The sequence below is a fragment of the Scopulibacillus daqui genome (assembly GCF_016908855.1).
Lineage (GTDB): Bacteria > Bacillota > Bacilli > Bacillales > Sporolactobacillaceae > Scopulibacillus_A > Scopulibacillus_A daqui.
The window spans coordinates 1-20,911 of record NZ_JAFBER010000027.1; the positions used below are offsets into that span (position 1 = coordinate 1).

Consider the following 20,911-nt stretch of genomic DNA (forward strand, 5'->3'; position numbering starts at 1 on the left):
TGATTTCCTTCTTTATTCGTAAGATTTCGAACAAAAATAGCCACTTTGAACGCCTCCTATAATCGTTCATTCTATTTATAGGTTTCGAAACAAAGCGGGAAAAACTTACCACAGTTACCAAACTATTTTTCTAGAAGGGGCACTAGATTCAAAGGGTTATGAAGTGTCTGAAGCAAGGGATGGAAAGGAAGCAGTTGAAAAGGCAGGAGAGAATACAGATTTAATTTTATTAGATATCATGATGCCCGGAATTGATGGGTTGGAAGTCTGTAAGCAAATCCGAAATCGAGTGGTATGTCCAATAATATTTATTAGTGCTGCTTCAAGTGACATGAACAAAATGAAGGTTTTTTCCTTGGGTGGAGATGATTTTATATCAAAACCCTTTTCTTTAAGAGAATTAATGTATAAAATCGATGCTTTATTTAAAATGAAGGAAAGACTTTTACAAAATTATGAAGAAAATAAGCGAAAAAGAATGATCATTGATGATTTAATTGTTGATATTTCATCGCGGGAAATCATGTATAACAAACAGGTTATACCCTTTACAAAAAAGGAATTTGACTTGCTCGTATTATTACTTTCATCACCGAAACAAGTTTTTACTAAAGATCAAATATATGAAAACATTAGTGGGATTGATGGGAAGGGAGACGTAAATTCTATTGTGGAACATGTTAAAAATATTCGTCATAAATTAGCTTCTGCCGGTTTCCCTAATAATCATCTTCAAACTGTTTGGGGAATTGGTTATCAATGGAACAATCAATAATCAAAGATATAAGACAGTTATATACAAAAAGTATATTGTGGACCATAATAATGACTGTTATAACGGTCATTATTTCGATTTTGATCATTTTGGTAACCATTGAAAGGCCTGCAAATTATAATGAAAAACTTGCTCATAAACAAAGCGAAATAATGGAGAATCACCCATCAAAATATATAAACCAAGCTGAATTTAATAAAAAGAAGAGGCTTCTACAAAAAAGCAATGTTACCTTAAACAAATATCATTCAAATGGAAAGCTCATCACTGGAAGTAAAAAATTTAGCGGCTTATTTAAAGGGAAAAATATTATTGGCACGTTTAATGAGACCATATTTTATAAAAACTATTATCACTTAGTACAACCTGCAGTTATAAATAATGAAATCAAGGAAATTTGGGTTTATTCTTATCAGTTAAAGAGCCAAAATATGATCCCGCGTTACATTACGTTTGGTTTTGCTATTTTACCTTTTATTGCTCCGATCATTTACTTCATAATATTTTCAAGGTACTTTATCAATAAGCTTTATCGAACTATAAAAGAACCATTGGAAGAATTATTAAATGCTTCAAATATGATTAGAAAAAAAGATTTAGACTTTTGTTTGGGCTATAACAGCAATAACGAAATCGGTCAATTAACCCAGTCTTTTCGACAAATGCAAAGAGAATTAAAAAAATCTTTATATGAAAATTGGAGAAAAGATTCCGAATGGGCGATAATGATGTCTAGTTTGTCGCATGATTTAAAAACACCTGCTACACTAATTGCATTAAGTACGGAAATACTTAATGATGAAGGCGGACTAGCACCGAATCAACAATTACAAGTAGACATCATAAATAGAAATATCACAAAAATTAATAACATACTGAAAAGCATGGGCCATGCAAGCAACATAAAGGATCCAACCCTGATCGATGATGTGGTATCTCTTGATGAACTGATCCAAGATTTAGAAAGCGATATCATTCCGTTAATGGAAAAGAAGAATATCCAATATAAGCATGACTTAAGAGTAAATAAAGAATTAAGAGTCCCTTATCTAAAAATCAATCGGATCTTAGAGAATCTATTTGCAAACGCCATTCAATATACACCCGAAAATGGAGAAATTCATTTTTTTGTCGAAGAAAGGGAACATCATATTCACTTCGCGATTGAAGATTCGGGACCAGGTATAAAAAGGGAAAACAGGGGATTGGTATTTTCTAAACACTTTAGAGAAGATGCGGCAAGAGCCAATTCATTGGGGAATGCTGGATTAGGTTTGTTTATTGTAAAAAATCTTGTTAAGGAATTAAACGGACAAATTGAGTTCGCAGATCCTTTAATATTGTCGGGTACACGTATTGAATTTGCCATTCCCTATAAATAAATGTTCTCTCAAGGAGATGAAAATACTGAGTCAACACTCATTTATAAAACTAACCCGCCAAAGCATAGAGATTTAGGCGGGTTAGTTTTCAAAAATTATTTTTCTGTCGTTTTCGTAAGAGGCCACCAATGATGACCGTCTTTTGCTAATAGTTCATGTGATGAGGCAGGTCCCATTGTACCGGCTTCATATCGGTCAAGAGGAATATTTCTTTCTTTCCATGCTTTGGCGATAGAGTCAACGAATTGCCATGACAGTGCCACTTCGTCCCAGCGGGTAAAGTTTGTTGAATCACCATGGATACAATCTTGGATCAACCTTTCATAAGCGCTTGCGCCGTCATCTTGGTTGGTGTTGCTAAAGTTCATCGTGATCGGAATAGAGCCTCCGCCGGTGCTGAATTTTTTCGCATTTAATTTTAACGATAATCCTTCATCAGGCTGAACGTGAATCACAAGCAAGTTAGGCTGAAGGTCATTAAAATTATTAAAATAAGGCCGTTTTGGCGCATCTTTAAATTGAACAACGATTTCGGTTGATTTCGCGGTCATGCGTTTTCCTGTTCTAATATAGAACGGCACGCCGGCCCAACGGAAATTATCAATAAAAAGTCTTGCCGCAACGAAAGTATCTGTCATCGATTGCTCATTAACATTTTCTTCTTCGCGATATCCTTTTACTACATCTCCATTTGGCATAGTGCCCCGAGTGTATTGTCCTCTTACAACACTGTTAGCTACAGTGGCATCGGTCAGCGGACGAATAGAGCGAAGCACTTTTACCTTCTCGTCACGGATATCTTCAGTAACAAAACGGCTTGGCGGCTCCATAGCCGTAAGAGCAACCATTTGCAGCATATGGTTTTGAATCATATCCATTAATGCGCCGGTATGATCATAGTAGCTTGCGCGTTCGCCGACACCCAAAGTCTCACTTGAAGTAATTTGGATATTAGAAATGTAACGATTGTTCCAAATACCTTCAAAGATAGGATTGGCAAAGCGAATAACTTGAATGTTTTGGACCATTTCTTTTCCAAGGTAATGGTCGATTCGGTAAATTTCACTTTCGTCAAAAACTTGATGAATCGTGTCATTTAATTCAGTCGCAGACTGTAGATCTCTTCCAAATGGCTTTTCAATAACAAGCCGCTTCCAACCGGTATTCGTCGTCAGGCCTGCATCTTTGAGATTTAAGGTTACCGGCGCAAAAAAGTCAGGAGCCAATGATAAGTAGAATATGCGGTTTCCTTGTAAATCATATTGTTGATCGAGCTTATCTGCAAGCTCCTTTAAACCGCCATAAGCTTTTGTTTCCTTAACATCTAATGAATAATAATAAAATCTTTCAATAAAGTCCTCAACATCGTCGCCAGGATTTGAGTGGTTCTGAAGAGATTCGAGGACATTTTGGCGAAAAACATCGTGATCATAATCTCTTCTTGCAACGCCGATAACAGCAAAATTGTTTTGTTTTTTATAAAGTGAGTACAAGGCAGGATAGAGCTTTCTTCTAGCTAAATCACCTGTCGCACCAAATAAAATAATAGTCGTAGCGTTGTTGTTTACTTCTGACATAACCATAGCCTCACTTCTGTTAATTATCTTACGAGCATTATTTTAACAAAATAAATTAAGAAAGTTAAAAGAGAGGTACTCAACACTTAAAAAAACCTTTAAAATAGCTTATGCACGTTCAAAAAGAAACAATTTATGCCAATATTTAGGAATAACCCTTTAATAAGCACAACGGAGGTGACAGCATGACTTGGGAAATTCTCAGTATTATTGGTACAATCGCTTTTGCCGCCAGCGGAGCCATTATTGCTATGGAGGAAGACTATGATGTCTTGGGTGTTGCAGTTCTCGCTTTAGTCACCGCTTTTGGCGGCGGCATCATACGCAATCTTTTAATTGGTATCCCTATTCAAGAAATCTGGACACAAGGCAGCTTATTTAAATTAGCCATTCTTACTGTTATCATTATTTTCATTATACCCAGCAAGTGGATCTTTTATTGGGAAAAACCAGGGACTTTCTTTGATGCGATTGGGTTATCGGCGTTCGCCGTGCAGGGTGCTTTGGCCGCTGTGGATGCGAATTATTCGACAGCAGCAGTTGTTGTTGCTGCGGTATTAACCGGTTGCGGAGGAGGCATCATTCGGGATGTTCTTGCAGGAAGAAAACCGCTCGTGTTCAGAACGGAAATTTATGCCATTTGGGCGGCGCTTGCTGGTTTTATATTAGGAATGGGATGGATGCAAGACATTTGGGGAGAATATATATTAACAGCGTGTATCACCGTACTTCGACTGCTGTCAGTACGGAATCATTGGCAATTACCTAAAAGAAATTATACTAAGCCAAGAGATTTTTACCGCTGATGTTTAAAGTTGGATTGCATTTCTTTCCTTTACATGATAAGGTTATTTTATGTCTGTTTTGTTTTTTCTTGGTGATGGATGTAATTATCATTATAATCAGAGCTGTTAAGCTTGATTGTGGCATTTTCCGTCCATCAGCGGGGAATGCCTTAATTAATTGACATAAACCTTGTAATTAAAAAAGGAGATTTAACTTATTAATGAAATTTTCTGAGCTAAACATTAACGACACGATTCTTAAAGCAATTGAAAAAATGGGTTTTAAAGAAATGTCGCCGATTCAAGAAAAAGCTATTCCAGTTGCTTTAAAGGGAAGCGATCTTATCGGTCAAGCCCAAACAGGTACAGGAAAAACAGCGGCATTTGGCGTACCGTTAACGGAATTTGCCGACCCATTAAATAAAGCGGTTCAAAGCATCATCATTACGCCGACAAGAGAACTTGCCATTCAAGTTTCTGAAGAACTAAATAATATCGGCCGCTATAAAAAAGTCGTAACTGTACCAGTATACGGCGGACAGGATATTCAAAAGCAAATTAAGTCGCTGAAAAAACGCCCAAGCATCATTTCGGCGACGCCTGGACGCCTTTTGGATCATATAAAAAGAAGAACCATCCGCTTAAATGAAGTTCGCCATGTGGTTTTGGATGAAGCGGATGAAATGTTAAACATGGGATTTATTGATGATATTCGCGCGATTCTAGAGCAAATTCCGGATGAACATCAAACATTGCTGTTTTCCGCTACCATGCCAAAACCTATTCGGCTATTGGCTGAGCAATTTATGAAAAACCCGGAAACAGTGAAAATTCAATCCAAAACATTAACAGTATCCCAAATTGAACAAAAATATTTGGCCATCAAAGAGCGTGAAAAATTTGATGTATTGACGAGAATTCTTGATATTCATACTCCGGAACGCGCGATTATTTTCGGGCGGACAAAACGCCGGGTCGATGAATTGTCCAATGCGTTGCAAAAACGCGGTTATAGAGCTGAAGGCATTCACGGCGACCTAACCCAAGCAAGACGCGACCATGTGTTAAGGCGTTTTAAAAATAACAATGCCAATATTCTTGTGGCTACTGATGTGGCAGCCAGAGGGCTTGATATAAGCAACGTTACACATGTCTATAATTTTGATTTGCCTCAGGACCCTGAGAGTTATGTCCACCGAATTGGACGGACCGGACGGGCTGGCAAAAAAGGTTTGGCAGTGACTTTTGTTACACCAAGCGAAATGCCTCATTTAAATGAAATCGAAAAAGTAACCAAACAAAGCATGGAGCAAATGCAGCCGCCATCATACGAGGAAGCTTTGCGCGGCCAGCAAAAAGCGGCATTAGAGTCTATAATGGAAACGATGGAAACAGGGGATATCGAAAATTATAAAGGCTTAGCGGAAAACCTTTTGCATGACAATGATTCCATTCCGGTCATTGCAGCTGCTTTGAAACTCATTACTAAAGAGCCGGATACAACACCGGTTAAATTAACAGCTGAATCTCCGTTAAGAGTGAAAAAAGAAAGAAAAAGAAAGCCGCAAAGAAATAATCAAAGAAGAAACAGAGGAAAAAACGTGAGACGGCAAGACGCGTCCAAGTCTTACAAAAAACGTGTTCATCAACATTAGAGTGATCGCCAAGAGCGATCACTCTTTTTTTGTGTGATTAAATGCAGGGAACCGCTATTCGCATTGAAAATAGGGGAGCTATTTAGAACGGGAACAAAAAATAAAATAGTCAAAATGGTTGAAATTATCCGAAATACTGCATAAAATATTGAAAAGGGCAAGGGAGGCTGCAAAATGAATAATGATTATCAACAGAAAGTGAAGTCATTGGCCATGTTAAGAGAAAAGCAGCAAAAACTGTCATTTGCTGAATGGTATGCCCAGTTAGTTTTAGATGAATGCCTGATTAATCGCAGAATGGATCAATTGCGTAAACTTATTGACCAAAGTTTGGATCAACGCGATAAAGAGTTATTTATGAAATTAAGCAAAGACTATAAAGATTTATGCAGATAGCAGCTTGGCTGACGCTAAGACTTAATATAAAGCCTTCGCAATTGCGAAGGCTTTTGTTATAATCGGTTTTTTTGGAGGATGCTTTCCAGCTTATGATGAACAGCCGTGAACTTCTCTGGGTCAATTTCATGGTTGTCGATAGCTTGCAGCTGATATGAGATTGTTTCCTCCCACTCGCTCAGACATTCATTTTTTGCTTGCTCTAATAAATCATTAAATAAATCGAGATAATGTGCTGATATCTCTAATCGGCCGGCTTCTAACAGCTCATCGATGCTTGTGTCCAACTGTTTATAAAGGCTGTCCTTCATTTGCTCTTTGCCGTTTTTTTCAAAGAAATGTTTGCGGTTTTTATAAAATTTAAAAACGCTTTTCAAAGGTTCTTGATCGCATTGATTGAGATGTTTGGCATATTCAGGCGTTTTAAAGGCCGGCTCAAAATGGATATTGTTCGTAAACCCAAATTTAGAAACCGCCGTATTGACATCACTTAAATAAGTGTTAAGGAGTTTTTGGATGAGAGACTCAATTCTTATATAAGCCGCCCGAAGTTCTTGGTCAATATCATAGGATAGAAATTCAATGCACTCATTTAATCCTTCAGCCAAAATGGTTTTGGGCGATTTTTGGTTATCATTAAAAGCGCTTGGATTAAAAAATACATTAAATTCATCAAGATAACGCTGTAAGACGCGCTTTTTAATATAAAAGAACCATTCATTCATATTTTGCTTTAAAACGGACATCGGACCGTCAGAAGTACGCGACTCAACGATTCGTTTGGCATTGGCAAAAGATTGTTTCAGCTGTTTTTTCTTTTCTTCTTTGGCTGATTCATCAAGTTGTATATTTTCGATTATTTTTTCGATATCGTTATTGGCTTTTTGAATATCATGAATGCCGATTTGAATGGTATGTTTTAGAAGCTCATTGACAGAAAAGGCTGACCAGTCATTCATAAAATGTTCTAAGCCCGATTGTTTGTACAATGCCTGATTTTTAGTTTTTTGACTCAGCAATCCTAATTTGCTTGAAATTCCGTAAAGCCTTGGATGGAGAATGCCAAAAGTTGTTAAATGATGATTAACGTATTTTATGACTGCTGCTTTTTCTTGTTCAGATTGAGCGAGATCAATGGCGTTAACGATAAAGAACATTTTGTCTAAATCAAAATTGTCCTTAACCCGGCCGAGTTGAATAAGAAATTCTTTATCAGCCCGTGAAAAGGCGTGATTAAAGTAAGTGACAAACAATATAGCGTCAGCGTTTTTAATATATTGGAAAGCAACATTCGTATGCCTGGCATTAATTGAATCAGCCCCCGGCGTATCGACGAGGACGACGCCTTGCCGGGTAAATGGACAATCATAGTAAATGGAAACCGACTCGATATAACATGATTTTTCTTCATTTGCAATCAATTCATGGGCTTCGCTGAGATCTAAAAACAATGTTTCTCCAAGCTTTCCTTCGAAATGTTTTGCCCCGTTGATGACCGCTTTTAAAAAGGTGTAATGAAGCTTTTCCTTCGGCTTTAAAGCTTGGCTTTCGATATCTTTTAATTGATCGTGAAGTTCATCAAGCTGATTAATTTTTTTCCCGAAGGCAGATAATGAATAATTAATATCATCAATTAACACTGCTTCCGTTTTAATAGCCGCTTCAACAGTACGATGCGGGCGTTCATTTGTCACCGGTTTAATTTTGTTAATAACGGCCGTCGTCGGATTAGGGGAGACCGGCAGTACGTCTTCGGCTAATAAGGCGTTGGCAAATGATGTTTTGCCTGCGCTGAATGCGCCAAATAAAGCAATGGTAAAGGCGTTTTTTTCAATTCTTTCAGCGCGTGCTTGAAGATGCGAAACGGTCCGCTTAAAACTGTCTAAGGAAGCCAAAGCGTGTGAAGCGTCCCGCAGTAATGATGACCACTCTTTGCGATAAGTGTCGGTTTCAAAAAAGTTGACCTTGTCATGCGGTGTGCTGATATGTTTTTCGCTGCTCTCTGATTGATTTGCTGCTTCTTTTTTAGCTGCCTTTTTAACTGGCTGATCAATAGTCTTAAAACGTCTGCTATGGTCATCGCTTTCTATCATCTTAAGCGCTTGGCTGACTGATTGTTCCTCAAAGGCAGAGCTTTTTAAAATACGATTAATTTCAATTATATTTTCTTTGTATCTTTCCTGCTCATGGTAGGCCGCCAGCATTCGTTCGTATTGATCAACCGCTTGATCAAGATTGTTTTTTGCTTCTTCAGCTTCAACTTGAAATTTTCTATGGATTTTTTCGGAAATGCAGTCTAATTTCTGAAAGACTGTTTTTTTCATTGCCTTTTTTGTTTGGTCTGAGACATCATCGGCATAATGTAAAATATATTGTCCTGAAGTATTGGCGCCTTTTTTAACAGGTTCTGTTAAAAATTCTTTTGTGATATCAATGGATAGCTCATATATTTCCCCGAATTCCGATTCATCAAAGCCGGGAATGTTTTGACAAGCTTTTATCAATACATCTCTGGCGGCCCATTCCATCGTTTGGACGTTTTTGGCAAAATCCTCATAGAAGGCTTCAAGCCGATTGCTTTGTTCTTTCATGCGTTTTTTCTGACTGTTAAATAAACCGGCTTTAAAGTCTTTTTGGCATGATTCTATATAATTTTTTGCTTTTTCCCTCGTTTCATAAGGCATAAGAATAGCAGAATGAATGGCTTTTGTTATCGATTCTTTCGTTGTGTTCAGCCATTCTGTCTCGCGGCCGGCAAGCGCCTGATAATGCTTTTCGGCTTCTTCTTTGTCTTTTTGAAGTTTCTCGATTGCAAACTTTGCCGGCATCTCATTAATGGCAAGTTCCTCAAGTTTTTCATCCAGAATGTCCTTCATATAATCTTGGTGCTCGCTGACAAGAAATTCCAATGTTGCGTGGCATTTTTCTTGGTTAGTTTCTCTATCTCCCTTAAGAAGGCTATTCATTTTCGATATAAATGCTTCAAGTTGGTTATCCGGGTTGGTTTTATCAAAAAGAGAAATATAATAAATGCCTTCCGGAGAGAGGTCCCAATCAGAAAGGGCGCCCTCAACTCGTTCTTGAAATTGGCTGAAGGGCAGCTCTTCACCGCGATGTTTATCAATTTGACTGATGACTAAATAAAACGGTTTGCCGATTTTCTTAATTTGTTCGAGAAACTGAAAATTAACCGTTGATTGAACATGGTTGTAATCGCTGACAAAAATAATCACATCAGCAAGATGAAGGGCGCTTTCGGTCGATTCTTGGTGTGCTTCAACCGTGGAATCAACACCGGGTGTATCGTATAATTCGACCGTTTCCGGCAAATGATGTCCGACTTGAATATCGATTTTTGTAACGTTTTCACTGTCGCGGCAATAGTCTTGAATCTCTTCCATGTCATAAGGATAGGAAAACTTAATAACCTCTCCGCTGTTTGTATAAATGTTGGCGGATGGTTCGCCGCTCATTAATCTGACAAGATTGCCGCTTGTCGGAATCGGGCTGGCGGGAAGAATGCTTTCCTCAATAATATAATTTAGCAGACTCGATTTTCCGGCTGAAAAATGGCCGCAAAAGCTGATCGAAAATCTGTTATTTTCAGCCTTTTTATATAAGTCGAGAAACTTGCCCGCATTTAATTCATCACCATTTCTTTTTGCTTGTGCGTATAAAAGGGCAAGCTTCGATTGTATTAATGCATTGTCTTTTAGAAGTTGCACTTGTCGTTCCACCTTACTTTATATGATATTGTTTTTTAGAAGGATGACGTTTTATGGGACTTTTTATGTTTTTTGGGCCGCCATTCGCTTAGCCCCATACCTAATAATATTAAAAGACAGCCGATTGTGCCAGCATAACTCATATATTCATGTTCCCAAACAGCAGATGTCATGGCCGCAAATACAGGTTCCATAATAAAAATTAAGCCGGCATGAGTCGGATTTGTAAATTTTTGCAAAGCTGTCTGCAGCAAAAAAGCCGCAGCAGTTGCAAAAAAAGCGGTGAAAAGGCAAGATAGCAGAACGTCAGTCTGAACTAAAGCCCAACGGATCTAAAGATGAAACAGCATGTTGTACGACAATAAATGTTGATCCCCAAATAAAGGCACAAACAATAATCCGCCGTCAGCTAAAGGTTTGCTCATGATTCTTTTTTCAGCTGGCTTTCCCTGGACAGCCGGATTGCTTTTTTCGCTAATTCATCCGCATTCTTATTTTGTTTGTTTGGAATCCACTTTAAGAAAAATAACTGAAAGCTGTCTATTAAATCCAGCGCTTGATTTAAATAACCGGAAAAAGCTTGGTTTTTAACATAAGCTTTTTGCACGGCGCGGTCAATCAATTGGGAATCCGTCCGAAATGACACGGTTAAATAGTCTTTATCAATACAAAGTTTAAGCGCATATAGAAAAGCTTGGAATTCAGCTTCGTGATTTGTCATTATACCAAGCGGGATAGCGTGTTTTTCTTCTATGCCGTTCCCTTGATTGATGTAAATGCCAGCTCCTGAATGGCCGGGATTGCCGGCGCTGGCACCGTCAAAATATACCTCGATCAATCATTAATCCTCCTTTTTAAGCGCATGCTTATAATAAGGATACAATAATGGTGCCAATTGAAAAAGCTGTTTTTAAAGAATGATATAAATAAAACAGTTTTTTATACGAACTTTTTGTACGTCAGAAAATATAAAATTTCAGCATGCCTCCGTCTGCCTTTTTAAGTAAGCCAATCGTCACGTTTTCTTAAAAAACCAGGGCTATTTGCAGCATTTATTTCGATAATTTATGTTAATATAAATCTTGTTACAATAGATTTTATCGATGGAGAGCTTACAGGAGGGTTAAAACATGATTGATCAGCACATAAAAACAGATATCGAGATCGCTCAAGAAGCGCCGCTAAAACCTATTCATGAAATTGCCGAACAATTAGGACTATCTGAAGAAGATTGGGAGCCTTACGGCAGATATAAGGCGAAAGTTTCGGCACATACTTTAAAGCGCTTGCAAGATACTCCGGACGGCAAAGTTATTTTAGTGACTTCAATTAATCCTACGCCGGCTGGAGAAGGGAAGTCGACAGTAACCGTTGGATTAGGACAAGCGCTTAACCGTCTAGAAAAAAAGACAGTGATTGCCCTGCGCGAACCTTCTCTCGGCCCAAGCATGGGGATGAAAGGCGGTGCAGCCGGCGGCGGCTATTCGCAGGTCGTACCGATGGAAGATATCAACCTTCATTTTACTGGGGATATTCACGCGATAACGACAGCAAATAACGCGTTATCGGCGATGATAGACAACCATATTCATCAGGGAAATGATTTGGACATTGATCAACGGCGGATCGTTTGGAAGCGGGTGCTTGATATGAATGACCGCGCCTTAAGAAATATTGTCGTCGGCCTCGGCGGTCCGGCAAACGGCGTCCCCCGCGAAGACGGCTTTGATATTACTGTTGCTTCAGAAATCATGGCTATTCTATGCTTATCAACGGATATTGATGATTTAAAACAACGGCTAAGCAAGATGGTTATTGCCTATAATCGCAACAAGGAGCCGATCACTGTCAATGACTTAGGCGTTCAAGGCGCCCTGGCTTTATTATTAAAGGATGCCATTCACCCGAATCTTGTTCAGACGATTGAAAATACACCGGCATTTGTCCACGGCGGCCCGTTTGCGAATATTGCCCATGGATGCAACAGTGTCATCGCAACAAAGCTGGCAAGTAAGCTAGGAGATTATGTTGTTACGGAAGCGGGGTTTGGTGTTGATCTTGGTGCAGAAAAGTTCTTGGATATTAAAACGCGAGCCGGCGGCATTGATCCAAGTGCTGTCGTTATCGTCGTAACCGTCAGAGCGCTGAAAATGCACGGCGGAGCAGCCAAAGATGAATTGAAAAATGAAGATATAGAAGCGTTAAAACGCGGCATGGCTAACGCAGAAAAGCATATTGAAACCATTAAATCTTTCGGGCTGCCTTATGTTGTTGCCATTAATCATTTTGTTCATGATACTGAAAGAGAGATACAATATGTTCAGGATTGGTGTCAAGCGAACGGCCATCCTGTTTCTGTTGCAAAAGTATGGGCTGAAGGCGGTGCCGGCGGGGAAGATCTGGCTAGACAAGTCATAGATGTTGTTGAAAACGGAAAAAAAGATTTTAAATACATGTATGATCTTGATGCGCCCATTGAAGAAAAAATAGAAACGATTGTTAAAAAGGTATACGGCGGCAGCGGTGTTGAATTTTCAGCTAAAGCCTTAAAACAATTGAAAGAGTTTAAAGAAAACGGCTGGGGGAATCTGCCGGTATGTATGGCGAAAACGCAATATTCATTATCCGATGATCCAAAAAAAGCCGGCCGTCCTTCCGGATTTACCATCCATGTCCGAGAGCTAAAAGCTTCAATAGGCGCGGGATTTATCGTTGCAATAACGGGAACGGTCATGACGATGCCGGGATTGCCTAAAAAGCCGGCCGCTCTCAATATGAATGTTAATAACGATGGTTACGTATCAGGATTATTTTAATTGTCCGGCACGCAGACCTTGCATCCAGTTATCTTCACGTGTTATTTTTAGAATGCGATTAACTTACAAACGGAGTGATTAACCGATGTCAATGGCCTATGAAGAATATATGAGACAAGTCGCCAAGCCGATGAGAGAAGAATTGACATCTGCGGGGTTTAAGGAATTAACGACGCCGGAAAAAGTCGATGAATTTATGAAAAAGGCTTCCGGAATATCAGTTGTTGTCGTTAATTCAGTTTGCGGCTGTGCAGCAGGACTTGCCCGCCCGGCGGCTGTAGAATCTTTAGAAAACGATGTGAAACCTGATCATCTTGTAACGGTATTTGCCGGGCAGGACCGCGAAGCGACTGCCAGGATGCGTGAATATTTTACAGGTTATGAACCCTCTTCGCCATCGATAGCTATTTTAAAGGGAAACGAAGTCGTTCATTTTATCCCGCGTGAAGATATCGAAGATGAAGACTATGAAGCGATTGTCAATCGTTTGAAGAATGCTTATGATAAATATTGTTCTTAAAACCAAGCGGCCGCTTGGTTTTAATTTTTGAAAGGGGTATATTATTCATAAATCATGCCGCTTTGACCCAGAAGCAAAATGTGCGCCGCCGCCCATTCGCGTCTTCGAAGGAGGACAATTACATTTTAGAAAAAGGGTGATATTGACCTTTTTTTATTGATATGTATAATATTTTAATGTGCATTTGTCAACGAAATTTGGTATGATATTATTTGTCTGTTGAAAAGATGCTTATTCTTTTTAAAGAAGATAAGGAAAAGGTGGTGTATGAGATGTCAGAGAAAAAACCTTATCGCGTTCTGTTGTATTATAAATATGTTCCAATTGAAGATCCTGAAACGTTTACACAAGAACATTTGGCTTTTTGTAAAGAGTTAGGTGTTAAAGGACGTATCCTTGTGGCATCAGAAGGCATTAACGGCACACTTTCAGGAACAGTTGAACAGACTCAGATATATATGGATACTTTGAGAAGTGATCCCCGCTTCAGTGATATTGAATTCAAAATTGATGAAGCGGACGGCCATGCGTTTAAGAAAATTTTTGTAAGGCATCGCAAAGAAATCGTATCGCTTAAACTTGAAGACGATATCGATCCAAAAGAACTAACCGGCAATTATTTGTCGCCAAAAGAATTTTATGAAAATCTGCAAAGAGACGATGTCATTGTCATTGATGCGCGCAACACTTATGAGCATCAAATCGGTCATTTCCGCAATGCCATTTTGCCGGATGTTGAAGCGTTCCGGGATTTGCCAAAATGGATTGAAGAGAATTTGAGCGAACACAAAGACAAAAAGATCCTCACTTACTGCACAGGCGGCATCCGCTGCGAGAAATTCTCCGGATATTTAATCAAACAAGGATTTAAAGACGTTAACCAGCTTCATGGCGGTATTATTAAGTACGGACAAGATCCGGAAGTTAAAGGCCGCCTCTATGATGGAAAATGCTACGTGTTTGATGAAAGGATTTCAGTTCCTGTCAACCGTACAGAAGATGACGTTGTAATCAGCGAATGCTATTACTGCGGCAAGCCTGAAGACCGGCTGGTTAACTGCGCAAATCCAGAATGCAATCGCCAGCACGTTTGCTGCGAGGAATGTGAAGAAAAATATAAGCGTTCTTGTTCCAAAGAATGCCGCGAACATCCTCGGAACCGATACGAAAAAGAAAAGAAAATGGCTATGCAAAATCAATAATAGGCCAAGCCAAAAGGGAGACAATTGTCTCCCTTTTATATTATCATTAAAAGACAACAATGGATCATGAGCAAATGGAGGGGAGCAAGTTGCTGCATAAAGAACATTTCTTCATTAAAACAAAACGGCAAAAGGCTTTATATGATTTGGCGCATCAGCATGCTGAAAAGTTTCGCGAACGTGCCGCTCATTATGATAAAACCGGCGAATTTCCGTTTGAAAACTTTGAAGAATTGAAAGCTTCAGGGTTCCATGCTTTAACAGTCCCGAAAGAATATAACGGCAAAGGTATATCCCTTTATGAATTAGTGCTCGTTCAAGAAACCCTTGGTCAAGGGGATGGCGCGACCACATTAGGCATTGGCTGGCACTTAGGCATTATGATGGATTTAAGTATCCGGAGAGAATGGGATGAACCTTTATTTCAAAAAATGTGTCAGGAAGTTGTGAACGAGAAAAAACTGATTAACCGGGCTGCTACGGAACCGAAAACCGGGAGTCCGACGAGAGGAGGGAAACCATTTACAACAGCGGTTAAGCAGGCAGACGGCTGGCTCATTAATGGTCATAAGAGTTTTGCCTCGCTCGCGCCTATCGCTGATTATTTTATTATAACCGCATCCATTAAGGAAAGTGATCAAGTCGGCGGTTTTTTAGTAGATACAGCATATCCGGGATTACAAACCAAAAAAACATGGGATACGATGAGCATGCGTGCGACTGGCAGTGACGACCTTCTATTAAAAGATGTTAAGGTACCAATGGAAGCGCATGTTGAAACGATTGGCGGCGGCCATGCAAACGATCATCTGCCTCATGGCTGGCTGCTTCATATACCCGCTTGTTATCTTGGCATTGCTTTAGCGGCGAGAAGGGATGTCATTCATTTTGCAGAAAACTATCAGCCTAATAGCTTGCCGCACCCGATTAAAGAAGTTCCCCATGTGCAGCAAAAAATCGGTGAAATTGACTTAGAATTGATGAAAGCCAGATATATGATGTACGGCGTGGCTGAAAAGTGGGATGAAGATGAAGAGATGCGCCCGCATCTTGGACCGGAGCTTTCAGCTGTCAAATACGTGGCAACGAATGCTGCGGTTAAGGTTGTAGATTTAGCCATGCGCATTGTCGGCGGGACGAGTATTTTCCGCTCCAATCCTTTTGAAAGATATTATCGTGATGTTAGGGCAGGCATTCATAATCCGCCGAATGACGATGCGGTATTGGGGATATTGGGAAAGCGTGTCTTTAGCAATTGAAAAAGCTTCCATTTGGAAGCTTTTTGACTGCTAAACAGCAGAAGAGGGTTCCGGTTCCGGCTGGGAAAACCGCTGCCTGGTGTATCTGAATAGATAAGCAAAATACGGCCGGTTAGCATCTGGCATCAAATAAGCTGAACGTGTCGCGCCGACACGTCTAAATTCATTCAATTCCTCAATCATTTGTTCGGCCCTTAAAATCCCAAGCCCATGGCCGTAATAATAACCGTTAGGCAATTCGATGGCATTTTCCCCTTGCCATTGCGGTGTTCTTGGGTTAACATCGGGATTTTTAAAATAACGGATATCGCCAATGATACCATAATGATCGACCGTTTCTGTGATAATAGGAAAATGAGAATCGCGATGCCAATCCCATAAATATATATCCGGATACAGCTGGTCAAATAAAGACGGCGATATCGTATCAATCATTGCTTTATATAAAATAATGACCATAGCTGTTGCACATTCAAAAGCGTATAGGCTGCCGTTCTGGAAAATATCGTTGATTGCCTGACTGCTGCTCGCGCCTGATTTCAGTTCGAAACCGCCTTCGTTAGTCAGACGCCAGTAACGTTCATTGCAGCGCGAATGATAAAAAGTGGCAAAACTAGCTTTGCTTTCATATAAATTGAGCGCATTGACAACAATATAGTTTCTTAACGTTACTTCAAAAATTAATTCTTCTAGTGATCGATAATTAAAAACAACAGGATTGTTCCGCAATTCTGTAAGAACGGTACCGCTGAATTGGCCATCAATAGGCAAAGCAGACAGCTGGCTTTCTGAGACAGGTTGGTGATGAAGCGTAATCAAAACAATGCCCCCCTTTTTAGTGCATGGATGCAATCTGTTGTTGAATTGGATTTTCAACCCAGTTCATCCATTGCTGGCGATGGTGTCTGCGAAGATACAATGAATAAGACGAGAGGCGCTTTTGCCATTCGATTGGCAGATTGTTAAATTGCATCATTTTCTGTTTTTCTTGTGCTGATAAAGGCTGGATATATTTTCCCGTCTTGGGTGAAATCGCTTTGCCTAAATATTTGGCGCTTAATACTGGCTTAAATGGTACGGGATGAGGACTCATGTCGTTTGTATGTCCGGTATAAAACAAATATTTATGGTTTTCTTCAAACCACTCTTCGAAAATGGCCAGCGCGTCGCGTCCAGACTGGGCGTTTGACATGTTCGGAATAAAGCTGAGCAGCTTTCTGGCCAATAATCTTTCTTTTTGATTCGAAGAGTTTAAGTAATTTGAGATTAGAATAAGGCATAACGGATCAGCTGACTCGAACACAGCCCAAATGAGATAGTGATGCTGCGATTGATGACGGTAACGATAGAAGACTAAATCAATGGTTTCTTTTAAAACATCGTCTTGGTATGTCACAAGCATTTGAACAACTGCGCTGTCTATAATCTGCAAGTAGCCGGGTATAATAAATTCTTTCGCGCCAGTCTCTAATATCCAACGAAAAGTCGTGATCACAAGATCATGTTGATCAGTGAAATGTTTGATTTTATGGATGCCCAGATCCGCGCCATGTAAAACATTTTCAATATGTGATATGGCCATTTTATTACGGTCGTTAAGCTGATGCTTGTATTTTTTTTCGATAATGTGTTTTGATAATGTGAAAAGGGTCGGAAATTCAAGGGTATCTTTATTAATGAGTTTAATGGCTTTCTTTTGATCGCTATCGAAGAGTTTTTTCCATTTCTTTAATAGATCAGTCTTATCGTGTTTTCTTAATTGGTTCAGCGGATGTTCATTCCGTTTATCTTCATGATTCATAGTCATGACAAGCCCTCCAATATTTGAGAACATTAGTAAATATATATGTTGCAAAAAAATCTTCATGTCTAATGAGGTGTTAGAGAGAAGTATAGGAGCACAAAAAATAAAAAAGTACCGGAGCTGATAAAGCACCGATACAGAAGGGAATTTAGATTAATCAGGATCTTTTTGCAAAAAGTCATTGACTCGCTCCACAAAATGTTTTCGATTATACTTATTATAAAGGTTTGTTGCCAGCCTGACAGGATCTCCGAAGAAAAACCGTTCATAAAGGACTTGCCTGGAACCGAAAGCGCTCATGCATGCGTCCCACGCAAGACGGAACAGCCTGACTTTATCTTCGCCTTTTGATTGAGATGATTGCAAATATAAATCGAGTTCAGGTTTGAGCTCTGACTTAAAGTCGGCCTCAGTCGGAATCGATACAAGTCCGCTCGCACCGATCAACTGAATAATTTCAACAAATCGCGGATATATCTTAGGGTAATATTGTGTTGCTGCCAAGAGCGGATTTGGGTCGGGAGAGAAGACGCCCCATTGGTTCATTTTGGCTTGCTTTTCTGATGAATAAATAAAACCCTTCATTGCTTCAATACCGACGATAACTTCAGATATCTTTTCATGAATGTGCTGATATTCGCCAACATTAATTTCGTCAATCATCTTTTGCATTAATCCTAACAAAAATTCGGTTTTTATCACATTTTTGCAAATAATTTGGTGAGTTGTGTGAGAGAAAAAACCGCTGTCATTATATAGACGATTATTAACAGGGACGCTGCCGTGTATAAAGACTCGGTCCCAAGGTACTGTGACACGGTCAAAGACGACGATTGTATCCATTTCCTCAAATCGTGACCCAAGCGGATGGTCGAATGTTGATTTGCCGTAATCGAATGACTCCCGCGTCATAAATTTGAGGCCGGGCGTATTATTCGGAATAGCAAAAGCATAGGCATAAGGGGCGGTTCCGGAGATTTGCGGCAATTGCGCGCCTGAAGGGAAGACAATGATTTCGTCTGTTGTTCCGCCTTGTGTAGCCAGAAGCCTTGCACCGTGAATAACAATGCCGTCATCATTTTCATCGACGATTTGGGCAGCAATAATTTCTGGGGATTCTTCAATATAAAAGCTTGCCCGGTTTACTTGCGGCTGTATAAAGGTATGTGTCAATGCCAAATCATTTTCTCTTACATATTCATAGTATTTTTTCATATTTTGTGCGCATTCCATGCTTTGATCTTCGAGGATTTTAGCTGATGTTCCAAAGGTCATGAGAGCGGTATTCATATAATCGGGAGATCGCCCTAACATGCCGCAGGAAAGTTTTGCCCACTCCTGGATAGCCAATCGTCTTTTCTCTAAATCTTCGTGATTTCTTGGAGGCAAATAGGATGTACCGATACGATTGCCGGTTGTATCCGATTTCCAGGTCATTAAATCAATAAGGTCCGGATGATGCTGAAGATCATACAGTTTGGCTTGGCTTTTAATCACCCCTTTAAAAGCGGGATGTTCTGAAATTTTTCCGGTGATTTTTTTACCCTCATACCAAATGTTTGCCTTTAATTGATCTATTCTTTCGATATATTGTTGTCCGTTGACCGCTGGCATAGCTGTCACCTCATTTTGTCTTTTCATATCTATAGTAAGAGTTTGGGCATGTACATGTGACCGTTTCTTAGGGATGGAATTGAAGTAATAACCGCAGCCGGTTGAAAAGTTGAGCAAGTAATGGCAGCAAATAAATGAAGCATATCCACCAATTATGTCTGGTGCGGAAGCGAGTTTTATTATCGCTTCTTTTTCATTTAAATGGATAAAAAATCGGGAATTTTTGCTTATTTTATATATTATCTTTTATTATTAATGTAAATCATTTGATTTATTTTGAATGTTTTATGTAATTTCGACAATATAATTGATTGGGATTTCAATTTGTGAAATAATTCTATAAAATCTATTGAAAGGGGGTGCAGCTTTATCAGCTCTTGTTGCAGAATTAACAGGGTTTACTAATGTCAAGAAAGCGTGTGGTCTTTAAATGTTAATCACATCAATAATTATTAATATTGTATTTTTAATTTGGATCATTGTTTTAATGAACAAAATAAGTGTTTTGAGAAAAGAAAATGCAAAATATTTAGGCAAAGACAATAACTATAATGATCTTATTCGTCTTGCAAAAGAAAAACTGAATCATTCTACCGAAATGGAAACGATAAAATACCTAAGAACGGAAAAAGGGTTATCTATGATTGAAGCAAAAAAGATTGTAGATTCAATAAAAAATGGATAAACCCAGCTTATAGTCATCTCAAATGATGACTTTTTTTATTAAAAACAAAGTACATCGAACCTCTGATACTACAATTTGTTATAATTTATTTTATTGATATGAACACTTCTAAAAGTGATCACTTTTTAATTCTTCCAGCTTTAATTTTCAACAAATATTTTAGGTTACGGGGAGAGATATGCATGAAACCGAATGATATTGTGACAACTCGATATAAAACGGGAGAGTATATAGCTAAATTTATTGAGCAGCGCGACGAAAAAAGGGCAGTGGTCGAAATTCAAGCCGTCCTCAGACATCCGACTCAAGGGGACTTGCATCAGCCTAATCAAGTTGATGTACCGTTATTTCACCAGCGTAAAGCACTGGCCTTTCGAGAAAAAGCAGTCGTGCAAATTCATTCTTTAAAACCTTTTCAAGGTGCTGTTCCAGACTACAAATCATCGCTAAGGAAATCATTAGATGAGGCTTATGAGCGGCTGGAACAACGCGATGATTCATGGGCAGAAAAGGCTAAAGAAAACTTAAAAGATCTTGAAAAAGACTATTTTAAATAAGAAAAACCGGGCAAAGCTTCAACATCGCCCGGTTTTCGCATTCTTTAAGCGATAGTCTTTTTTCTAGCCGGTCAGACTTGGAATGCCTCTCAAAGGCATCGCTATAAACGAGTTCACTTTCCACCTTGTATTTATGTTAAACTGTTTGTATGGATTCTA

The 20,911-nt window shown here is 39.2% G+C and carries 18 protein-coding genes; 11 read left to right on the forward strand and 7 right to left on the reverse strand.

Going from position 1 to position 20,911, the window contains the following annotated elements:
• Positions 1-124: 124 nt before the first annotated feature.
• Positions 125-775: a response regulator transcription factor gene (locus JOD45_RS16900; protein WP_338056105.1), complete on the forward strand. Its 651-nt coding sequence runs from the start codon at positions 125-127 to the stop codon at positions 773-775.
• Between the two features lie 89 nt (positions 776-864).
• Positions 865-2,157 carry a HAMP domain-containing sensor histidine kinase gene (locus JOD45_RS14235; RefSeq protein ID WP_205004575.1) on the forward strand — a complete coding sequence of 431 codons (1,293 nt, stop codon included), beginning with the start codon at positions 865-867 and terminating at the stop codon, positions 2,155-2,157.
• 95 nt (positions 2,158-2,252) lie between these two features.
• Here the strand turns inward: JOD45_RS14235 and zwf are convergent, their stop codons facing one another.
• Positions 2,253-3,734, reverse strand: a complete 1,482-nt coding sequence (gene zwf, locus JOD45_RS14240; protein WP_205004576.1) for a glucose-6-phosphate dehydrogenase — start codon at positions 3,732-3,734, stop codon at positions 2,253-2,255.
• Between the two features lie 185 nt (positions 3,735-3,919).
• Here zwf and JOD45_RS14245 point away from each other — a divergent pair, with 185 nt between their 5' ends.
• From JOD45_RS14245 to JOD45_RS14255, 3 genes are all read left to right on the forward strand, one after another.
• On the forward strand, positions 3,920-4,540 hold the full coding sequence (locus tag JOD45_RS14245; protein WP_205004577.1) for a trimeric intracellular cation channel family protein: 621 nt from the start codon (positions 3,920-3,922) through the stop codon (positions 4,538-4,540).
• Positions 4,541-4,740: 200 nt separating this feature from the next.
• A complete protein-coding gene (cshA, locus tag JOD45_RS14250) occupies positions 4,741-6,174 on the forward strand; it encodes a degradosome RNA helicase CshA (RefSeq protein ID WP_205004578.1) in 1,434 nt (477 codons plus the stop codon).
• 174 nt (positions 6,175-6,348) lie between these two features.
• The gene (locus JOD45_RS14255) at positions 6,349-6,570 is read left to right on the forward strand and encodes an IDEAL domain-containing protein (RefSeq protein WP_205004579.1); all 222 of its coding nucleotides are present in this window, start codon (positions 6,349-6,351) and stop codon (positions 6,568-6,570) included.
• 56 nt (positions 6,571-6,626) lie between these two features.
• Here JOD45_RS14255 and JOD45_RS16905 read toward each other — a convergent pair whose 3' ends face one another.
• The 3 genes from JOD45_RS16905 to JOD45_RS14270 all read right to left on the reverse strand — a co-directional run bounded on the left by JOD45_RS16905 (position 6,627) and on the right by JOD45_RS14270 (position 11,133).
• Complete coding sequence (locus JOD45_RS16905) at positions 6,627-10,295, reverse strand: dynamin family protein (RefSeq protein ID WP_205004580.1); 3,669 nt, start codon at positions 10,293-10,295, stop codon at positions 6,627-6,629.
• Positions 10,296-10,330: 35 nt separating this feature from the next.
• Positions 10,331-10,627 (reverse strand): EamA family transporter, encoded by a 297-nt coding sequence (locus JOD45_RS14265; protein ID WP_205004601.1) that lies wholly within the window; start codon positions 10,625-10,627, stop codon positions 10,331-10,333.
• An 89-nt stretch (positions 10,628-10,716) separates the two neighbouring features.
• Positions 10,717-11,133, reverse strand: coding sequence for a reverse transcriptase-like protein (locus tag JOD45_RS14270; RefSeq protein WP_205004581.1), 417 nt, complete (start codon positions 11,131-11,133; stop codon positions 10,717-10,719).
• Between the two features lie 292 nt (positions 11,134-11,425).
• On the opposite strand from JOD45_RS14270, the gene JOD45_RS14275 reads away from it, so the two are divergent.
• The 4 genes from JOD45_RS14275 (at position 11,426) to JOD45_RS14290 (ending at position 16,092) form a co-directional block, all read left to right on the forward strand.
• On the forward strand, positions 11,426-13,111 hold the full coding sequence (locus JOD45_RS14275; protein WP_205004582.1) for a formate--tetrahydrofolate ligase: 1,686 nt from the start codon (positions 11,426-11,428) through the stop codon (positions 13,109-13,111).
• Positions 13,112-13,196: 85 nt separating this feature from the next.
• Positions 13,197-13,631: a BrxA/BrxB family bacilliredoxin gene (locus JOD45_RS14280; RefSeq protein ID WP_205004583.1), complete on the forward strand. Its 435-nt coding sequence runs from the start codon at positions 13,197-13,199 to the stop codon at positions 13,629-13,631.
• A 272-nt stretch (positions 13,632-13,903) separates the two neighbouring features.
• Positions 13,904-14,833 (forward strand): oxygen-dependent tRNA uridine(34) hydroxylase TrhO, encoded by a 930-nt coding sequence (gene trhO, locus JOD45_RS14285; RefSeq protein WP_205004584.1) that lies wholly within the window; start codon positions 13,904-13,906, stop codon positions 14,831-14,833.
• Positions 14,834-14,922: 89 nt separating this feature from the next.
• Complete coding sequence (locus JOD45_RS14290) at positions 14,923-16,092, forward strand: acyl-CoA dehydrogenase family protein (protein ID WP_338056103.1); 1,170 nt, start codon at positions 14,923-14,925, stop codon at positions 16,090-16,092.
• Positions 16,093-16,122: 30 nt separating this feature from the next.
• Here the strand turns inward: JOD45_RS14290 and JOD45_RS14295 are convergent, their stop codons facing one another.
• From JOD45_RS14295 to hpaB, 3 genes are all read right to left on the reverse strand, one after another.
• Positions 16,123-16,911, reverse strand: a complete 789-nt coding sequence (locus tag JOD45_RS14295; protein ID WP_205004585.1) for a protein-glutamine gamma-glutamyltransferase — start codon at positions 16,909-16,911, stop codon at positions 16,123-16,125.
• 16 nt (positions 16,912-16,927) lie between these two features.
• Entirely contained in the window at positions 16,928-17,899 is a 972-nt protein-coding gene (locus tag JOD45_RS14300) for a hypothetical protein (RefSeq protein WP_205004586.1), read from the reverse strand.
• A gap of 150 nt (positions 17,900-18,049) precedes the next feature.
• The gene (hpaB, locus tag JOD45_RS14305; RefSeq protein WP_338056104.1) at positions 18,050-19,537 is read right to left on the reverse strand and encodes a 4-hydroxyphenylacetate 3-monooxygenase, oxygenase component; all 1,488 of its coding nucleotides are present in this window, start codon (positions 19,535-19,537) and stop codon (positions 18,050-18,052) included.
• A 403-nt stretch (positions 19,538-19,940) separates the two neighbouring features.
• Between hpaB and JOD45_RS14310 the strand changes: the two genes are divergently transcribed.
• Positions 19,941-20,195, forward strand: a complete 255-nt coding sequence (locus tag JOD45_RS14310; RefSeq protein ID WP_205004587.1) for a hypothetical protein — start codon at positions 19,941-19,943, stop codon at positions 20,193-20,195.
• Between the two features lie 182 nt (positions 20,196-20,377).
• Positions 20,378-20,752, forward strand: a complete 375-nt coding sequence (gene kapB / locus JOD45_RS14315; protein WP_205004588.1) for a kinase-associated lipoprotein KapB — start codon at positions 20,378-20,380, stop codon at positions 20,750-20,752.
• The last annotated feature ends 159 nt before the right edge of the window (positions 20,753-20,911 follow it).

What these genes read in the sequence shown, in the direction of transcription:
- zwf (WP_205004576.1), bottom strand. Translation starts at nt 3,734, where the DNA reads ATGTCAGAAGTAAACAACAACGCTACGACTATTATTTTATTTGGTGCG.
- JOD45_RS14245 (WP_205004577.1), top strand. Translation starts at nt 3,920, where the DNA reads ATGACTTGGGAAATTCTCAGTATTATTGGTACAATCGCTTTTGCCGCC.
- cshA (WP_205004578.1), top strand. Translation starts at nt 4,741, where the DNA reads ATGAAATTTTCTGAGCTAAACATTAACGACACGATTCTTAAAGCAATT.
- JOD45_RS14255 (WP_205004579.1), top strand. Translation starts at nt 6,349, where the DNA reads ATGAATAATGATTATCAACAGAAAGTGAAGTCATTGGCCATGTTAAGA.
- JOD45_RS14275 (WP_205004582.1), top strand. Translation starts at nt 11,426, where the DNA reads ATGATTGATCAGCACATAAAAACAGATATCGAGATCGCTCAAGAAGCG.
- JOD45_RS14280 (WP_205004583.1), top strand. Translation starts at nt 13,197, where the DNA reads ATGTCAATGGCCTATGAAGAATATATGAGACAAGTCGCCAAGCCGATG.
- trhO (WP_205004584.1), top strand. Translation starts at nt 13,904, where the DNA reads ATGTCAGAGAAAAAACCTTATCGCGTTCTGTTGTATTATAAATATGTT.
- JOD45_RS14300 (WP_205004586.1), bottom strand. Translation starts at nt 17,899, where the DNA reads ATGACTATGAATCATGAAGATAAACGGAATGAACATCCGCTGAACCAA.
- hpaB (WP_338056104.1), bottom strand. Translation starts at nt 19,537, where the DNA reads ATGAAAAGACAAAATGAGGTGACAGCTATGCCAGCGGTCAACGGACAA.
- JOD45_RS14310 (WP_205004587.1), top strand. Translation starts at nt 19,941, where the DNA reads ATGTTAATCACATCAATAATTATTAATATTGTATTTTTAATTTGGATC.
- kapB (WP_205004588.1), top strand. Translation starts at nt 20,378, where the DNA reads ATGAAACCGAATGATATTGTGACAACTCGATATAAAACGGGAGAGTAT.